Genomic DNA, 18,048 nt, shown 5'->3' with positions numbered 1-18,048 from the left:
TCTGCAACTGTCTGTGAGGGAAAAATGAAACGTTCACTGTTAGCTATTGCGTTATCCGGCCTGCTGCTTAGCCCACTGGCGATGGCAAAGAACCTTGATGTTGTCGCCAGCTTTTCCGTACTTGGCGATATGGTCAGCCACATCGGCGGCGATCGCGTTACCGTGACCGATCTGGTGAAGCCCAATGGCGATCCGCATGAGTTTGAACCATCTCCGAAAGACAGCAAAACGCTGGCTAACGCCGATCTGGTTTTCGTGAACGGGCTGGGGCTGGAAGGGTGGATCGACCGCTTGGTCACCGCCTCCGGCTACCGTGGTGAGGTCATCACGGCATCAAACGGAATTGAAACACGCTCGATGGTGGAAGACGGAAAAACCGAAACCGATCCGCATGCCTGGAACAGCATGAGCAACGGCGTGGTCTACGCGCACAACATCGTCAATGCGCTGGTAAAAGCCGATCCAACGAATGCCGATTACTATCGTCAGCAGGGTGAAACCTACATCAAACAGCTACAGGGACTGGATAGTTACGCGAAGAAAACGTTCGCCGCCATCCCGCCAGAAAAACGTAAAGTGCTGACCAGCCATGATGCCTTCGGCTATTTCGGCCAGGCCTACGGCGTGACGTTCCTGTCGCCAGTGGGCTACTCTACCGAGTCAGAAGCCAGCAGCAAAAAAGTGGCCTCTCTGATTAAGCAAATCAAACAAGAGAAGGTGAAAAGCTACTTCATCGAAAACCAGACCGATGGACGTCTGGTGAAGCAAATCGCGACGGCCAGCGGCGCGCAGCCCGGTGGTGAACTGTACCCGGAAGCGCTGACCGATGCATCCGGCCCCGCGTCAACCTACACGGCCGCGTTTAAGCACAACGTCGATACCCTCGCCGCCAGCATGAAGTAGATACGCAATATTTAGCCAGCACACAGGAGATCAGGAAAGAAAGCGCCACGGATGGCACCTCGCCTACACCAGCGTCAGATTGAACGTTTTGCCTTTCAGCTCCGCTTGCGCCTCGGGTGCTAACGCGCTGTCGGTGATGATATCGGTGAGTTCCGACAGGGGCGTGACGCAGAACAACGAATACGCACCGTATTTACTGCTGTCGGCCAGCAGTATCCTGCGGCTGGCATTCGCACCGAGATCTTGTTTTATGCCCGCTTTCTCTTCCGTCGGCGTGGTGACGCCTTTGTCCAGACTCCACGAGTTGCAGCTGATAAACGCGATATCGGGGTAAATGCTGCGTAACAGACGGCGCCCATGTTCGCCGATGCAGGACTGGCTGCTATCATCAATACGTCCACCGATAATCGTCACTTCGATCTGCTTGAACTCAGACAGAAACAGCGCAATTTGCAAATCGGCGGTAATCACGCGCAGCGGCAAATGCGTCAGGTTTCGCGCCAGCTCCAGCATGGTCGTTCCCGCATCCAGCACCACCGCGCTGCCCGGTTTAACCAGCGTCGCGGCATAGCGGGCTATCGCCTGCTTCTCCTGCAGGCTACGATGTAATTTCTCATTCGTGGTCGGCTGGGAAGGAATAAAACGATTGAGCGTCACGCCGCCATGACTGCGGCTAATCACGCCCTGCTCATCCAGTTTGATCAAATCACGACGGATCGTCGCTGGGGAAGCGTCGATCACGGACACCAGTTCATCTACCGTCACCAGATTATGGCTTTTCAGGTAATCCATAATCTGATCAAGACGGCTCTGCCCTTTTACTTTATCCCCGCTCATGCGGAAAGCATCAGTTAATGTAGGATCCACGGCGATATCCATCTTGCTGTCATACACCCGTAATACTTCAAGCTGCTTGTGCGTTGGCTACGCTACTCGAATTATTTGGGGTATAAAGTTATTTTACATTGTTGGTTCTTGATTGCAGGATACCAGAAACCTTCCCGAACGCGGGAAGGAAGATATCCTGCAATGTGCACTGTAGCTTAAAAAACCGTGCTATTAACCGTGATGGGGTACTGCCAATCAGGCCAGTTGCATGGCGAGCTGGATAGAGATTGCCATACTTTCGGACTTCGCTTTACCCGTCCAGGCAATATCAAACGCTGTACCGTGGTCAGCAGACGTGCGGATGAACGGCAATCCGGCGGTGATATTCACCCCATCATAGAAGCCTAGCAGCTTAAGCGGAATGTGGCCCTGATCGTGATACATCGCCACCACCATGTCGTACTGTCCTTCATACGCCTGCAAATAGACGGTATCCGGCGGGCACGGGCCATAGACATCAATGCCTTTAGCTTTCATGGCTTCAACCGATGGCGACACGATGGTGATCTCTTCATCACCAAACAGGCCATTCTCGCCCGCATGCGGGTTAACCCCAGCAACGGCGATACGCGGGTGAGTAAAACCAACGCGCTTGAGGAAGACATCCGCCATCTCGATCACCGTTTCCACGCGATCGCGGTTCAGCGTATCCAGGAACTTACGCAGCGCGATGTGCGTTGAAACATGGACCACCTTCAACTTATCGGTATACAGCACCATCGCATAGTCGCGGCTGTTGGTCAGCTTCGCCAGCAGTTCGGTGTGACCCGGATAGAGGTGGCCTGCCGAGTGCAGCGCTTCCTTATTCAGCGGCGCGGTGGCAATCGCATGGACTTCACCCGCCATCGCCAGCGCGGTCGCTTTCTTAATGCAGCGGTAAGCTAAATCACCCGCCTGCGCCTGAACAAGACCCGGCTTCAGCGCCTGCGGATCTTCCAACGGCTCATCAATCATGTTGATGACACCCGGCGCGAAGACCGCATCAGCCGGTTTATCAATGATTTTCAGCTCTACGGCTGGCACGATATTCAGCGCCAGAATACGTCGCATCGTCTGCACGCAGCCCACCACCACGGCGGACGCACCGGAAAGCTCGCCTTCGGCCAGCGATTTGATAATAATTTCCGGTCCAATCCCTGCCGGATCACCCATCGTTACCGCAATAATTTTACTCACTGACCTTCTCCTCAATAAAACGTAAAACGTCGAGCAAAGTAGTTTCGTTGCCAAAACCCCCCGCTTTAGTCATCACAGGGGTCGTGCCGACAACGCTGTTCAGCAGGTATCCCCAAGGCACACAGGATGCGATTTGCCCCTTAATCTGAAAGCCGGTCGCGCCCAGTGCGGTTGCCACGGCAATCGCAATGTCACCACCGGATAAATACAGCCCGCTCAGCAGGCGCCGGTTAGCACTGTCCGCCGTCAGGCTATCTAGCGCCTGAACAATATTGCGCGTAAGTTCCCCCAGATAGTGGCTGATCGTTTCGCCAAGCTGCTGTCGGCTAAGCCCAAGCTCCCGGCACCGCGCGTCAATCTCGAAGCGCTGATTTTCGTTATGACAGGTACGAATAATGCAGTGATTACCGTTCATCAGCGCCTTCACCGCGTCCTGACACTGAGATGCCATGACGGTGGACGAGTCGGGTGAAAAGAGTGCGTTGATATCAATCTCAACCAGCGTGACATCGCTGCGCAGTCTGACGGCCGCAATCTGTTTTTGAGCAATATCGCTCATCGACCCGACGACAGCCAGCAGCGGCCTTTCGGTCTTACGCGTAAAATTCTGCGTATTCGCCAGCGCTTCGCTCAGGCCTGCCGACCCAACCAGCAAGGGACGAAATGGCAACGTTCTGGCGGCGTGAACGATATGCGTCAGATCGTCCTGCTCGTCGGTATCAAGAATAATCAGACGTACGCCCTCGTCCGCCAGTTGCTGCAAACGGTCGGCTAAATTGTTCTGACGGACGTCATCAAGGTGTATTTCCGCCACGGATAAAGCGGTTTGCTCTGTCAGACGGGCAGCGATAGAAGCCGAAGCCACCGGTGTTTTTGGGTCGCTGGCAAATTCCGTTTCGGTAAGCAGGCGACCATTCACCCAGACTTCACCTTTGCGGGTCACGCGCCCCAGCGTCGGCGAAGCCGCAGCAATCAGCGCGACGGGTACGTCTGCCGCAGACAGCGCGGCGGCCACTTCCGCCCCCAGATTCCCACGTAGCGTCGAGTCAATCTTCTTAATAATCCAGCCTTGTCCGCCAGCAGCCTGCCAGGCTGTAACCGCTTCTGCGGTACGTTGAGACGCCACGTCGTCACGCGCCGCACGGCTATCGGTGTTAATCACCACCGCATCGCCCAGTAAATCCGCATGCAGTTTATTAACGTCAAATACGACGCTAACCCGCGCGCCATGCTGCGCCAGACCGACGCCCGCATCATTGGCACCCGTAAAGTCATCAGCGACTACTAATACCTGTTCTGCTGATTGCTGCACGTTTGACATACCTCATCCCCGGTTCGTGATTACCTGATAATGATTATATTGAATCACATTTGATTATATGTGAGCAATATCAAATTATTTAAAAGGAATTTCACCTATAAATTATCACCACAATGTGGCAAATGGCGTTTCTGCGTGATGAAAACCACGCTATTTGACTGAAAGTAATCACCATCGCAACCATTATCATCATAGCGATAACGCTCTGGCGAAAGAGAAAAGGCAAGGTAATAAGCATGAACATCAATAGCACTATCCTCAGCGGTTACCGGGTACTTCAGGACATGAGTCACCTGTTGGCAGGGAAACAGCACGTTTTATTTGTCACCGACAAAAACATCGTCGGGCTGCCTGACGTTCAGGCGCTGATCGCACAAGTTAAGCAAGCCGTTCCGCAGGTTCTGTTGGTTGATAATGTTCCTGCCGAGCCAAGCCAGCACGACGTCGCCCAGATACTGAGCCAGCTCAATCAAATCCAAACCGATCTGGTCATCGGCGTAGGCGGCGGCAGCGTACTGGACGTTGCCAAGCTGCTTTCCGTGCTGTGCGCGGGCGACGATACCGTCACGCTGGATAGCCTGTTGGCAGGGGAGAAACCGACTCGCCGCACAACATCCCTGCTTATCCCGACCACCGCGGGAACCGGCTCAGAAGCCACGCCGAATGCCATTCTGGCGATCCCGGAAAAAGAGACCAAAGTCGGCATTATTACGCCAGTGATGCTGCCGGATTACGTTGCGCTGGTGCCGGAGCTGACCATCAGCATGCCGTCGCGTATCGCCGCTTCAACCGGTATCGATGCACTCTGCCACCTGATCGAGTGCTTCACCTCGACGATCGCCAACCCGGTCAGCGACAACTACGCGCTGATTGGCCTGAAAAAGCTGTTTGCCAACCTCGAAACCTCCGTGCGCGAGCCGAGCAATATGGAAGCCAAGCTGAACATGCTGTGGGCGTCCTATTACGGTGGTGCTGCCATTGCCCACTCCGGTACGCATCTGGTTCACGCCATGTCTTACCCGCTGGGCGGCAAGTACCACATCCCACACGGTGTAGCGAACGCCATCCTACTCGCCCCTTGCATGCGTTTCGTGCAGGACGCCGCACAGGACAAATTCGCACAGGCGTATGACCTGCTGCCGGATGCCGATCTGACGCTCAGCACGGCGGAAAAAGCGCAGGCGCTGGTGACCTACTTCAGCGAATTGGTTAAACGACTCAATCTGCCTAACACCTTACAGCAGCTCGGTGTGGAAAAAGACCACCTGCCGTACCTGGTTGATGCCGCGTTACAGGTTCAGCGCCTGATGAAAAACGTGCCGACACAGGTCAGCGCCGACGATGTCCGTGAGGTTTATCTAACCCTGTTTTAACCATACGCGATCGTTTAAGCATCGAGATACACGGGGCGACCACAGGGGTGAGGCCTCCTGCGGGAACCTCCCCCTGTGTTTCCCCTAATAATGGGCTTCAGTGGCCGGCATTCGTTTTAAGCAGAATGGTTTTAAGTTTTCATCTTTTTGATTACGTGTCACGAGGAAGAACAATGAGTAAAAATATTACCGGCGTACTAACTGCCATCGTCACGCCGTTTGATAACCAGGGCGAATTTAACCCCGCTGCCATGCGTCTTCAGGTTCAGCGCCAGATGCGCTACGGCAACGGTATTTTCTGTAACGGCACCAACGGTGAGTTTTTCGTTCTGCACACCGATGAGAAAGTCGCCGTCACGGAAACCTGCGTTGATGAAGTTGCCGGAAAAGTGCCGGTTGTCGGCCACATCGGTGAAATCTCCACGCGGGAAACCATCAAGCTCGGCAAGCGCATCGCCGCGCTGGGTGTTGATGCCGTTTCGGTCATCACCCCGTATTTCATCCCACTCAAACAGGAAGAACTGATCGCCCACTACACCGCCGTCGCCGATGCGCTGACTGTGCCGGTGTTTCTCTACAACATTCCTGCACGCACGGGAAATACGCTGGCACCGGAAACCGTCCGCACGCTGGCGGATCACCCGAACATCATCGGCATTAAAGACAGCGCAGGCAGCTATGAAAGCCTGAGCGGTTATGTGCAAGCGGTGAAAGGTGTACAGGGTTTTAACGTACTGAATGGCCCAGACTCGCTCATTCACCAGGGCTTTGTTGACGGCTGCTCCGCCTGTATTTCCGGGCTGGCTAACGTGGCACCGGAACCGATCAGCCAAATTTGGCACCGCTTCAAAGCGGGTGACATCGAAGGCTCCCGTCAGGCACAAGAACAGGTTGCCGAATTGCGTAAGACACTGTACGCCATCGCGTTCTCACCGGCTGTGGTGAAAAAAGCGCTGGCGATTATGGGTGAAGATGTCGGCGTCAGCCGCTATCCGATCCAGTTTTCCGCACAGGATGAAGACAACATCCGCAACATACTTAGTCAATTCTCGCAGTAACAGAGAAATATCAATTTCCACTTATAGGCCGAGAAGATATGAACCATTTTAACGTTACCGACACCCTCATAATCGTTGGGATGATTGTGTTTTATATCGCATTCACCTCATGGTTAACCTACAAGCTCCGCAGTAAATCGAACACCGAGTTCATGGAAGGCTCACGCGCGCTACCGGCGTTTATCGTCGGTATCCTGCTGATGACCGAGTTCATCGGTGCCAAATCCACCATCGGTACGGCACAGTCCGCCTTTGAGAACGGCTTTGCCGCATCCTGGTCGGTGATTGGCGCCGCCATCGGTTTCCCGCTGTTTGGTATGATTCTGGTGAAGAAGATTTATAACACCGGGAAAATCACCATCTCCGGCGCGATTGCCGAGAAATACGGTACCAGCACCAAGAACATCATTTCGATCATCATGATCTATGCGCTGTTGCTGGTGAACGTGGGCAACTACGTCAGCGGCGCGGCAGCCATCGCCACGGTGTTGAAAGTCTCCCTGCCTGTCGCCGCGTTGATCACCGCTATCGTCAGTACCTTCTACTACTATTTCGGTGGCTTGAAAGGAACGGCCTACATCACACTGATCCACAGCGCCGTGAAATACGCTGGCGTCATGATCATTCTGTTCGTGGCATTGAAAATGACCGGTGGCTTCAAGCCAATGATCGAACAAATGCCGGATTACTACTGGACGTGGGACGGTAAACTCGGTGCCAGCACCATCTTCGCCTGGCTGATCGGGACCATCGGTTCTATCTTCTGTACGCAGTTCGTGATTCAGGCCATTTCATCAACGAAAGATGCCACCAGCGCCAAACGAGCCACCTGGGTTGCCTTCTTCTTCTGTATGCCGATTGCACTTGCTATCGCGGTCATCGGTGTCGCGGCGAAGTTTGCTCACCCTGAAATCAACAGCCTGTACGCGATGCCAGTCTTCCTGCAAGACATGAACCCATGGCTCGCCGGCTTGGTCACCACGTCACTGGTCGCGTCTATCTTCATCAGCGTGAGTATGGTGGCACTGGCTATCGTTTCCCTGCTGATTAAGGACTTCTACGTTCCTTACTGGAAACCGACGCCAGAAAAAGAAATGAAAATGACCCGGATCCTCTCGCTTGTCGTAGGTTTCGCGCCGCTCATCTTCGTTCTGTTCGTCCCTGAAATCCTGAAACTGTCATTCTTTACGCGTGCCATTCGTCTGTCGATTTCCGTGGTTGCTGTCATTGCGTTCTACCTGCCGTTCTTCGGCAGCGCCCGCGGTGCAAACGCCAGCCTGATCTCCGCCTGCGTGGTCACCTCTGTTTGGTATATTCTCGGCAACCCATACGGCATCGATAACATGTATGTCGCGTTAGTTACCCCTGCTGTCGTCATACTGATCGATCGCATGATTCCGAACAAAGCGAACAAAATCAAAACCTCTCCAACTGAAAATAAATCGGGAGCCTGAGTCATGAGTAGCGAAATCATTACTGTGGAACGTAGCGGAAAAGTTCATCACGCAGAAGGCGATGCCGCGCGTCTGGATGCCTACATTCCATCGGAATGCCCGCAGAATCATGCGGCCAACCTGCTCCATCTGCCGAACGGCGATGTACTGTGCGTCTGGTTTGGGGGCACACAAGAAGGGATTGCGGATATCTCTATCTATATGTCCCGTCTGGTGAAAGGCAGCGATAGCTGGAGTAACACCGTTAAGTTGTCTGAAGATGCCACGCGTTCCGAACAGAACCCGGTTCTGTTCCTCGCGCCGGACAACGTGCTGTGGCTACTGTACACCGCGCAGAAATCCGGTAATCAGGACACCGCAATTGTGCGCTACCGTCAGTCTACAGATTTGGGGGCGACCTGGGGCGAGATCGGCACACTGCTCGATCAGCCCGGCACTTTCATCCGCCAGCCTATCACCGTGCTGGAAAACGGCGACTGGCTGCTGCCGGTGTTCTACTGCCGCGTTCAGCCGGGTGAGAAATGGGTCGGCAACGATGACGACAGCGCCGTGAAAATTTCCAGCGATCAGGGGAAAACCTGGCAGGAATACCCGGTGCCAAACAGCACGGGCTGCGTGCATATGAACATCACCCCGTTGCAGGACGGCACGCTGCTGGCGCTGTACCGCAGCCGCTGGGCGGATTTCATCTACCAAAGTCGTTCAACGGACGGCGGTAAAACCTGGTCGGATCCCGTGCCGACCGAGTTGCCGAACAACAACTCGTCCATTCAGGTGACGACGCTAGAGAATGGCCATCTGGCGCTGGTGTTCAACCATATGAGCGCCGCCGATGCGACCGAGCGCCGTCTGTCGCTGTACGATGAAATCGAGGATGAAGAAGACAAAGCCAGCAATGCCAAAATGCCGGAAGTACAAGCCGGTGGTCGTAGCGCCTTCTGGGGTGCCCCGCGCGCACCGATGACGCTCGCCATTTCGGAAGACGGCGGTAAAAGCTGGCCGTGGCAGCGTAATATCGAAGTGGGCGACGGTTACTGCATGACCAATAACTCCACGGAGAAGCTGAACCGCGAGTTCTCTTACCCCAGCGTCAAACAAGCGCAGGACGGTAAGCTGCACGTCGCGTTCACTTACTTCCGACAGGCGATCAAGCACGTCGTGGTGAGTGAGGAGTGGGTCAAAGCGAACTAAACTGCGCGGCTTTTTTTCTCTTTATCAGCGGGGCTCTCCCCCGCTATACCCTAAATAATTCGAGTTTCAGGAAGGCGGCAAGTGAGGGAATCCCGATGAGCTTACACAAGTAAGTGATTCGGGTGACCGACAACGCCGCCGAAGGCTGAGTTGAACGCTGCTTGCAGCGGCCCCAACGGGGCGAGGACCACAAAGTGGGCCGAGTAATGAAGCCAACGCACATGCAACTTGAAGTATGACGGGTATATACCCAGGACACGATTATGATTGCAGGAAACCTCAACACCCTCAAACTCGCCACATTACCCGATGCGCTGTGGACCATTCTGTCCGCGCCGGGCATGTCACTGGCTGAACTAAATGCGCTGCCGGAAGGCCGTTATCAGCCGGAAGGTGCCGAATGGTTCTACAACATCGGCACCGTGAACACCGCACCACGCGCCACGCGACATACCGAATTTCACAGCAACTATCTCGATATTCAACTGATTCTGGAAGGCGAGGAGATTATCGGTTACGGTCTGAATGATGTGCATGGTCAGCCCGCAACTGAACGTAAGCCGGATCTCTATATTCTGGATAATCCTCAGGTGCCGCATCAGATCCACCTGCGGGCAGGCGACTTCGTCACCTTCTATCCAGGTGAAGCTCATCAGGCACTGTGTGCGATTAACGACAGCCCTGCACCGGTCAAAAAAGCCGTGTTTAAAATCCCCGTCACGTTGTTGTAATTAAAATGGTTGCATCAAAGCCGTTAAGTTTGATTAAGGAGACACATGTCAGCGACAGCCACTAAACACGCCCTGATTACCGGTAGCAGCTCAGGGATCGGTGCCGCCATCACACAAAAATTACTGGCGGAAGGCTGGCGGGTAACCGGCCTGTCACGCAAGCCGGGTGACTATTCACATCCAAATTTTACCCACCGCGCGGTGGATATCATGGATACGCCCGCACTGACGGCCATTCTGGACGAGATTACGCAGGTTGATGCCGTCATCCATGCCGCTGGCATTATGAAAACCGCCCCACTCGGTCAGCTTTCGCTGGAAGACGGTGAAACGCTGTGGCGATTGCATATCAACGCGGCACAGGTACTGGCCGATCGTCTGGTCGATAAGCTGCCGCAAGGTGGAAGAATTGTGCTACTGGGCAGCCGCACATCCAGCGGTTCAGCAGGACGCAGCCAGTACGTCACAACCAAATCCGCGATGATCGGCATGGCGAGAAGCTGGGCGGCAGAACTGGCTCCACGCGGCATAACGGTAAACATCGTCGCGCCGGGCGCCACAGAAACCCCGATGCTGACCATGCCGGGTCGCCAAAGCTCTCCGCCGAAGTTGCCGCCAATTGGACGCTTCATCCAGCCACAGGAAGTGGCCGATCTGGTAGGCTATTTGCTCTCCCCGTCTGCCGCGGCCATTACCGGCCAGCAGTTGGTGATGTGCGGCGGCGCATCGCTGTAACGCTCTCTTTTCTCCCTCGATTACAGGCCAATTTTCTTAAGCATAGATTGGCCTGAATTATCAGCCCTCTTTTCCTTCCTCTTGCAACCCGCACTATATAAATCCCACGCCCCATTTTATTTATTATGAACACATTCAAAATAATTAATGAGAAAACAATACAAAAGCAATCATATAATAAAACAGAATGAATTGATCTTAGTCAATTTATTAACGCCGTTATTTTTATCAGTATTTAAAATAGTAGCCACACTATTTTCAACGTATAAAAATGACTCATAAAAGAGATAAGAAATTATTAAAAACAAAAAGTATTAATTAAAAAAACCAATCAACCTATATTCTCTCTACCTGATGAAATTTTTTAAAAACAAACGGTTATCTTAATAAAAATGCAAAATAGCCCCATGAAAAAACCAACAAAATTAAATCATTAAGAAGTAAATAAAAAACCTCCATACACAGTGACATTCAGGCAAGTATTCTCTGCCTATTCCGTCACCCAGATATAGTACATGGCATTTCCCTTATCGGATCTGATTGCATCAGAAAAAATAACAGCAGGAGACTTTCGTATGGATAATGACACGTTAGCACCAAAAACAAATCACTTCCCGTTTGATAACAGCATATTGAATACCGAAAAAATAGCCAAACGGGGCAGTCTTAAAAAATCATCTAACGTAGCAGAGCAAGAAACGCTTACGCCACGTATGCAGCGCCTCCGCGCCCGTTATTTAGAAGCACGCCCTAGTATCTCTATTTATCGCGCACTGGCCTTCACCGAGGTGGCAAAACACAACCCCGGTCTGCCGCCTATTCTGTTACGGGCTAAATCATTCCGTAGAGCCTGCGAAACGGCACCGATTCTGATTCAGGATGAGGAACTCATTGTAGAGCATCCCTGCGGTAAACCGCGGGCGGGAGCGTTCTCTCCCGATATTGCCTGGCGCTGGGTGCGTGACGAACTGGACACCATGAGTACCCGTCCTCAGGACCCTTTCCAAATTTCAGAAGAAGATAAAAAAACCATCCGTGACGAGATTGTGCCGTTTTGGCAAGGCCGCTCGCTGGATGAGATTTGCGAGACACAATACCGTGAAGCGGGCGTCTGGGCCTTCAGCGGCGAAACCTTCGTCAGCGATCTTTCATACCACCAGATCAACGGCGGCGGCGACACCTGCCCTGGCTACGATGTGCTGCTTTTCACCAAAGGCATGGAGGGCATCAAGGCCGAGGCGCAGGCAAATCTGGCTCAGCTTGATATGGACGAGCCGGATAATATCGACCGTATCTATTTTTATAAGGCCGCGATTGAAACCTGCGACGGCGTCATCGCCTATTCCCGTCGTATCGCGGCGCACGCGCGTGAACTGGCAGAACGGGAAGAGGACGCCTCACGGCGCGCCGAGCTTCTGGCTATTGCTGAAACCAACGAGAACGTGCCTGCCCATCCGCCCAAAACATTGCAGGAAGCCCTGCAAAGTATCTGGACGCTGGAGTCACTGTTCGAAGTGGAAGAGAACCAGACGGGGATTTCACTGGGGCGCGTCGACCAATACTGCTACCCAATGTATGAGGCCGACATTCAATCCGGTCGCCTGACGCGTGAGCAAGCGCTGGAAATGATGCAGATGTTCATTCTGAAATGTGCCGAGCTGATGTGGATGTCCAGCGAAAGCGGCGCGAAATATTTCGCTGGCTACCAGCCATTTATCAACCTGACGGTCGGTGGGCAGAAGCGCAGCGGAGGCGATGCCTGTAACGATCTGACCTACCTGATCATGGATGCGGTACGTTTTGTCAAAGTGTACCAACCGTCGTTGGCCTGCCGTATTCATAATCAATCCCCGCAGGCGTATCTGGAGAAAATTGTCGACGTCGTCAAATCAGGGATGGGCTTTCCAGCCTGTCACTTCGATGATTCCCACATCAAGATGATGCTGCGTAAAGGCTTCGATTTTGAAGATGCCCGCGACTACTGCCTGATGGGCTGCGTAGAACCGCAAAAATCAGGCCGCATTTATCAGTGGACCTCCACGGGCTATACCCAGTGGCCGATCGCCATTGAGTTTGTCTTAAACCGTGGCCGAATGATCCTGTTCGATCGCGTTCAGGGGCTGGACACCGGTGAGTTAAGTACGCTGGACACGTTCGAAGCGTTTGATCGTGCGGTGAAAACACAGATCGCACACATTATCCGTCTGTCGGCGATTGGCACCGTAATCAGCCAGCGCGTGCATCGTGATGTCGCCCCCAAACCGCTGATGTCGCTGCTGGTCGAAGGCTGCATGGAAAAGGGTCGGGATGTGGCCGCGGGCGGTGCCGTCGTCAATCACGGGCCGGGTCTCATTTTCTCCGGGCTGGCGACTTACGTAGACTCCATGGCGGCAATCCGCAAGCTCGTTTATGAAGATCGGCAATACACGCTGGAACAGCTGCGCGATGGCCTGCTGGCGAATTTTGAAGGTAATGACGAACTCAGAAGAGACTGCCTGAATGCGCCGAAATACGGCAATGATGATCACGAGGTCGATCAGCTCGCACGGGATATCACCGAATGGACGGAAAAGGAGTGTCGTCAGTACAAGATGCTCTACTCCACGTTTAGCCACGGCACGTTATCGATCTCGAACAACACACCAATTGGTGAACTGACAGCAGCCAGTGCTAACGGCCGACTGGCGTGGATGCCGCTTTCCGATGGTATTAGCCCAACACAAGGCGCGGATACCAAAGGACCCACTGCCGCGATCAAATCCGTCAGCAGGCTGAACGTCGAAAGCATGAATATCGGTATGGTGCATAACTTCAAGTTCCTTAAAGGCATGCTGGATACGCCAGAAGGTCGCAACGGACTGATCGCCCTGTTGAGAACGTCGTCGATTTTGGGCAATGGGCAGATGCAGTTCAGCTACGTTGACGATGAAATATTGAGAAAAGCCCAACAAACACCAGAGCAATATCGTGATTTGATCGTGCGTGTCGCAGGCTACAGCGCCTATTTCGTTGAGTTATGTAAGGAAGTTCAGAACGAGATCATCAGTCGCACTATGATCGATAAGTTTTGATCGACAAGTTTTGATCGACAAGTTTTGAGCGCTCCACAGCCTAAAGGCATTAGCAGGATATCGTCGAGTAGGGAGGCTTACAATGACGGAGGGAGGCAGAAGCATGGAATCCGCACAGACAACCACAGGGCGAATATTCAACATCCAAAAATATTCAATCCACGATGGAGATGGCGTCCGCACGCTGATTTTTATGAAGGGCTGCAATATCCGTTGCCCCTGGTGCGCTAACCCAGAGGGGATCAGCAGCGCCTATCAGCTCATGATCTCTCAGGATAAATGCGTAAACTGCGGCAAATGTGTGGACGTTTGCCCTACGGGCGTTCACCACATGCAGGCAGACAACAGCGGCCAGCAGCGCCATCATCTCGATCGCACGGCGAACTGCATTGGCTGCCGGAAGTGTGAAACGGTGTGCCTGTCCGGCGCGCTGGATGTCATAGGGCAAGAGATGACGGTTACCGAGCTGATGGAAATCATCATGCAGGATTATCCTTTCTATGTGTCCTCCGGCGGCGGCGTCACTCTCAGCGGTGGGGAAATGAGCCTACAAACGGATTTCGCCGTCGAACTGCTCACCGCCTGCAAGCGCATGATGATTAATACCGCAGTAGAGACACAGGGCACGACCCTGAAGTCCCACTACAGTAAGCTCGCCGCCGTGACGGATTTATTCCTTTTTGATATCAAACACATTGATACCCAGCAGCACAAAGCTTTGTTCGGCATAGGGAATGAGAATATACGGCGCAATCTGGAACATCTGGTCAGGCTGGGAGCCGATATCGTCATTCGTATGCCACTCGTTCGCGGCTATAACGATTCGTACGATGCGGTGACCAGCACCATTCACTATGTTCAGACGCTGGCAGAGCACGGCAATATACGACGCATCGACGTATTGCCCTACCACCAGCTAGGCCGCAAAAAATACGAAAGGCTGGGCATGATTTACCCCATCGAAAACGATCCCAGCTATAGCCAGGAGGAACTGAATCGTCTGGAGATGTTCTTTTCCGGGTTTGATATCGATATTCGGTTGGTTCGTCATTAAAGAGAAACCTATAGCAGTAGAAAATAGCCCTCGCCGTACAACAAGAGAACGTATTTTTAATACCCAATAAATCAGGAGTCATATTATGTCACTCAGAAAGCGATCATGGCTTTGGATGTTATTAGTCATTTTGTCAGAAACGTCTGCCACCTCTACGTTAAAAATGTTTGATGATAGCCAGGGCGCAACAAAAATAGCATTATTGGCCGTTATTATTCTGCTGTACTGTGTTTGTTATTATTCACTCTCAAAAGCCGTAAAACATCTTCCCGTCGGTTTGGCCTATGCGACCTGGTCGGGTACAGGCATTTTATTGGTTTCAACACTCAGTATTGTTTTCTACGGCCAACGTCCTGATATCCCCGCCATCATTGGGATGGTCGTGATTGCTACCGGCATTGCCATCATGAATCTCTTTTCTAAAATGGGCGTGGATGAACAGCCAGAAACGTCAACAAGCAGCCCCCAAAATCCGCCATTAAACACAAAAATTATTCATGAAAAATAAGGATACCCATCATGCTAAACGGATTCCTCTGGCTGGCACTCTCCATTGGTTCGGAAATCACCGGCACGTCAATGATCAAAAAAACCGATGGATTTAAAAAGCTCTCTCCTTCCGTTATCGTGATTTTCGCTTACTGCCTTTGCTATTTTTCGTTAACGCGTGCGATGGGCTATTTGCCCGTAGGTATTGCCTATTCCCTATGGTGTGGTTTTGGCATCATTGGCGTGACATTTATTTCGATGTTGCTCTATAAACAGAAACCGGATCTCCCAGCACTCTTTTCTATGGTATTAATTATCAGCGGAGGAATGATCATGAACCTGTATTCAAATATGTAATATCATCCAGACACATTTTCTTTTACTGCTGGGACTTGGCCTGCCTGCTCTGGCACAGGCGGAACGACAGCTGCGCATTGCGCAGCAATTCGGGATCGTTTACCTGCTGCTGAGTATTCTGAAAGCCCCGAAGTGTCGTTCAGTGTGACGCCGCACAAAACCTTGCAGCTTGGTCAATTCCTATATCGCATTGGGGCGATTAAAAACAAGCCGGAATCCATTAAAGACGACCTATTCGACGATAAGCACGTCGATGCTGGTAGCTAATCACGCCGCGTGTGGCAAGCCTGCATGAGAAAACGTGGGCTTGCACTGCTCCCTTCTTAACTCCGCCTCAACCTTTCATCATCAGCGGACTGCTATCAGTGCACCCTAGTAAAAAATAAAATAACAGTAAATTTCGACGAATTAATCTCGGATAAAATACTTCTCAATAAAAATACTTATGAAAACATTAACTAATAAAAAAAACCAAAAAAAAATAATAATACGCTTTGTATTTAATAGCGTTAACAGAACAGCCCTCACCTTGAATAAAAAAAACACAGAACTATACTTAAAAAATCACACTTAACAACCGTGCAAAATTCATTCAATACTATGCACGGAGAACTATAGAAGGTATTTATGGATTGCAATGATAAAGTCAAGAAAATAATAGAAATGGAGTTATTTGACGCCCGAACCAGACATCATATTTCATCACGTGATTATATGGACTTGACGGTAAAGAGAATGAAAGTTATTTTCCGGGAAGGATTGATTAATAACGAAATGTGGCTAGGACAAAATAAGCAATCACAATTTGATGAACTCTGCCAAAATATCGCATTGTTCGGTACTCTGGATCTGTCATTAGGTATCTCTCTCGCGGCACACCTCATTGCAGGAAATGTGATATTTACACAATCCAGCGACAAACAGATAGATAAGTATCGTGATGAGGTCGTTAGCTTAGACAAAATTTATTCTTTTTGCTGCACAGAAATAGCCTGCGGCACTAATTTACGCAATATAAAAACGACTGTCACCTACGATCATACACAACGAAGGTTAATCCTCCATTCTCCTACTCCTGAATCCTATAAATTCTGGATAGGTAATGCACTTTACTCCGCAACAGTCGGTATGGTACTGGCGAGACTTATTGTTAACAATCGTGATGAAGGTATTCATTGGTTCCGCGTGCCATTAAGGGATAAGGAAAATGAATGCCTACTTCCAGGTATAAGCACTATTTCTTGCGATCCCAAAGGCGGCGTAAAAGGGTATCAAATTTCTGGCATTCGATTTGATCAAGTCAGTTTGCCGCTTGATGCAATGATGCAACGTCATTCTGAAATTACTCAACAGGGGACATTTTATAGTCAACTTACAAAATCCCAACGTTTTGCCTCACTGTTTGAGACCTTTTTACAAGAGCGTATTTTTCCATTAAGTAGCGGTAGCCTATCTGCGGCAGCCGCACTTTATATTACCTATAAATTTTCTGAGCATCGCGTCACATCATTAAAACCAACATATCAAACCTTAATTATGGAGCCATTATTTTGCCAAAGGTTATATCCAGAGTTACTAAAAGCCTTTTCTCTAAATATTTTAAATAAAATTATTATTAATCAATTTAAAGTAAATTGGGAAGATAGAAATACACATAAAAAATTACAAATTTTAGTCGCCGTTGGAAAATATTTGGGTTCATCATTAGGATTAGAAATCCTACGTAAATGCCGAGCGATGTGTGGCGCTCAGGGTTTACATCACTACAATCAAATTATGTCCATGCAAATTGACTATGAAGCCAATATTACCTTTGCAGGTGATAACTCAGTCATGTCTTATCAAATCGCTAAATATATGATTGGATTAAACCGATTTAAAAACAATGATGCTATACCAGAAAATATTGCACAAGAGATAGAAAAGAGAATTGTTGCAGACTGTCATCAGCGTCGATTCACTCATACTGAAGCACAGGCTCTGACCTATACCTATGCATTGGATATTATTATTCAAGAAATCCAAGAAACAGGGGTTGCAGATGATGAAATGCTCAAGGATATTAGTAACATTTTTTCACCTTATATGTCAGATACCCTATCCTTCCACACTATTAATCCTACAATAGAGAAGATAACCTATTTGATGAATATACTCACCCCTCCAATTGAGTTAATTACCGCACCAATAATCAATTCTAATTACACCGAAAAATTCACTTCAGAGTTATATACGGAATCATAAATA

At 50.9% G+C, this 18,048-nt stretch carries 15 protein-coding genes; 12 read left to right on the top strand and 3 right to left on the bottom strand.

Going from position 1 to position 18,048, the window contains the following annotated elements; all coding sequences use genetic code 11:
• Positions 1–24: 24 nt before the first annotated feature.
• A complete protein-coding gene (locus JFY74_04095; protein ID QQG29254.1) occupies positions 25–903 on the top strand; it encodes a metal ABC transporter substrate-binding protein in 879 nt (292 codons plus the stop codon).
• A gap of 63 nt (positions 904–966) precedes the next feature.
• Here the strand turns inward: JFY74_04095 and JFY74_04090 are convergent, their stop codons facing one another.
• The 3 genes from JFY74_04090 to JFY74_04080 all read right to left on the bottom strand — a co-directional run bounded on the left by JFY74_04090 (position 967) and on the right by JFY74_04080 (position 4,288).
• Positions 967–1,782 (bottom strand): DeoR/GlpR transcriptional regulator, encoded by an 816-nt coding sequence (locus tag JFY74_04090; GenBank protein ID QQG29253.1) that lies wholly within the window; start codon positions 1,780–1,782, stop codon positions 967–969.
• A 204-nt stretch (positions 1,783–1,986) separates the two neighbouring features.
• A complete protein-coding gene (locus tag JFY74_04085) occupies positions 1,987–2,967 on the bottom strand; it encodes a D-threonate 4-phosphate dehydrogenase (protein ID QQG29252.1) in 981 nt (326 codons plus the stop codon).
• Positions 2,960–4,288 (bottom strand): four-carbon acid sugar kinase family protein, encoded by a 1,329-nt coding sequence (locus JFY74_04080; GenBank protein ID QQG29251.1) that lies wholly within the window; start codon positions 4,286–4,288, stop codon positions 2,960–2,962. Before JFY74_04080 ends, JFY74_04085 begins: the two co-directional genes overlap by 8 nt.
• 236 nt (positions 4,289–4,524) lie before the next feature.
• Here JFY74_04080 and JFY74_04075 point away from each other — a divergent pair, with 236 nt between their 5' ends.
• The 11 genes from JFY74_04075 to JFY74_04025 all read left to right on the top strand — a co-directional run bounded on the left by JFY74_04075 (position 4,525) and on the right by JFY74_04025 (position 18,045).
• Positions 4,525–5,661, top strand: a complete 1,137-nt coding sequence (locus JFY74_04075; protein QQG29250.1) for an iron-containing alcohol dehydrogenase — start codon at positions 4,525–4,527, stop codon at positions 5,659–5,661.
• Between the two features lie 173 nt (positions 5,662–5,834).
• Positions 5,835–6,719, top strand: a complete 885-nt coding sequence (locus JFY74_04070) for a dihydrodipicolinate synthase family protein (GenBank protein ID QQG29249.1) — start codon at positions 5,835–5,837, stop codon at positions 6,717–6,719.
• 38 nt (positions 6,720–6,757) lie between these two features.
• The gene (locus tag JFY74_04065) at positions 6,758–8,173 is read left to right on the top strand and encodes a sodium:solute symporter family protein (GenBank protein ID QQG29248.1); all 1,416 of its coding nucleotides are present in this window, start codon (positions 6,758–6,760) and stop codon (positions 8,171–8,173) included.
• 3 nt (positions 8,174–8,176) lie between these two features.
• Entirely contained in the window at positions 8,177–9,364 is a 1,188-nt protein-coding gene (locus JFY74_04060; GenBank protein ID QQG29247.1) for an exo-alpha-sialidase, read from the top strand.
• Between the two features lie 263 nt (positions 9,365–9,627).
• A complete protein-coding gene (locus JFY74_04055) occupies positions 9,628–10,095 on the top strand; it encodes a YhcH/YjgK/YiaL family protein (protein ID QQG29246.1) in 468 nt (155 codons plus the stop codon).
• Positions 10,096–10,140: 45 nt separating this feature from the next.
• Positions 10,141–10,830, top strand: a complete 690-nt coding sequence (locus tag JFY74_04050; protein QQG29245.1) for an SDR family oxidoreductase — start codon at positions 10,141–10,143, stop codon at positions 10,828–10,830.
• A gap of 575 nt (positions 10,831–11,405) precedes the next feature.
• Entirely contained in the window at positions 11,406–13,901 is a 2,496-nt protein-coding gene (cutC, locus tag JFY74_04045) for a choline trimethylamine-lyase (protein QQG29244.1), read from the top strand.
• Between the two features lie 103 nt (positions 13,902–14,004).
• A complete protein-coding gene (gene cutD / locus JFY74_04040; GenBank protein ID QQG29243.1) occupies positions 14,005–14,955 on the top strand; it encodes a choline TMA-lyase-activating enzyme in 951 nt (316 codons plus the stop codon).
• 85 nt (positions 14,956–15,040) lie between these two features.
• The gene (locus JFY74_04035) at positions 15,041–15,463 is read left to right on the top strand and encodes a multidrug efflux SMR transporter (GenBank protein QQG29242.1); all 423 of its coding nucleotides are present in this window, start codon (positions 15,041–15,043) and stop codon (positions 15,461–15,463) included.
• 11 nt (positions 15,464–15,474) lie between these two features.
• A complete protein-coding gene (locus tag JFY74_04030) occupies positions 15,475–15,801 on the top strand; it encodes a multidrug efflux SMR transporter (GenBank protein QQG29241.1) in 327 nt (108 codons plus the stop codon).
• 627 nt (positions 15,802–16,428) lie between these two features.
• Positions 16,429–18,045: an acyl-CoA dehydrogenase family protein gene (locus JFY74_04025; GenBank protein QQG29240.1), complete on the top strand. Its 1,617-nt coding sequence runs from the start codon at positions 16,429–16,431 to the stop codon at positions 18,043–18,045.
• Positions 18,046–18,048 lie beyond the last annotated feature (3 nt).

It is taken from the genome of Pectobacterium carotovorum, assembly GCA_016415585.1.
GTDB lineage: Bacteria > Pseudomonadota > Gammaproteobacteria > Enterobacterales > Enterobacteriaceae > Pectobacterium > Pectobacterium carotovorum_K.
The sequence above is the reverse complement of the archived record's forward strand: the minus strand, read 5'-3'. Positions and strand labels throughout refer to the sequence as shown.